This is a genomic window from Arthrobacter sp. SIMBA_036, from assembly GCF_046535135.1.
Classification (GTDB): Bacteria; Actinomycetota; Actinomycetes; order Actinomycetales; family Micrococcaceae; genus Arthrobacter.
Genome location: NZ_JAWRXG010000520.1, coordinates 1 through 228, shown reverse-complemented (window position 1 = coordinate 228; position 228 = coordinate 1). Strand labels below are relative to the sequence as shown.

The 228-nt window shown below is 42.5% G+C and carries 1 protein-coding gene; it reads right to left on the bottom strand.

The genetic code is table 11. From position 1 onward, the window contains the following. The coding region (locus SB659_RS20710) for a hypothetical protein (RefSeq protein ID WP_410551808.1) at positions 1-228 on the bottom strand (228 nt) is incomplete at both ends.

The following is a 228-nucleotide window of genomic DNA, read 5'->3' as shown; positions in this document are numbered from 1 at the left end:
CCAGTGCCAATTGCCCTTTTAAACGCTTCTGAACTATCGGTTTCTCCTGTTGGATCAGCACCGAAGTCATCTACATTGACGGTTCGTTTAATCTTTTGGAGAAGCTTGTTATACTCTTTATCCAGCCGCTCCTTGAGCAATGGAGTTATATTTCCTTCAGCATCAACCCGCGCATCCACAACTTCTTTTACATTTGTTCCATCAGCATTTAAAATCAGGTTGCGTATC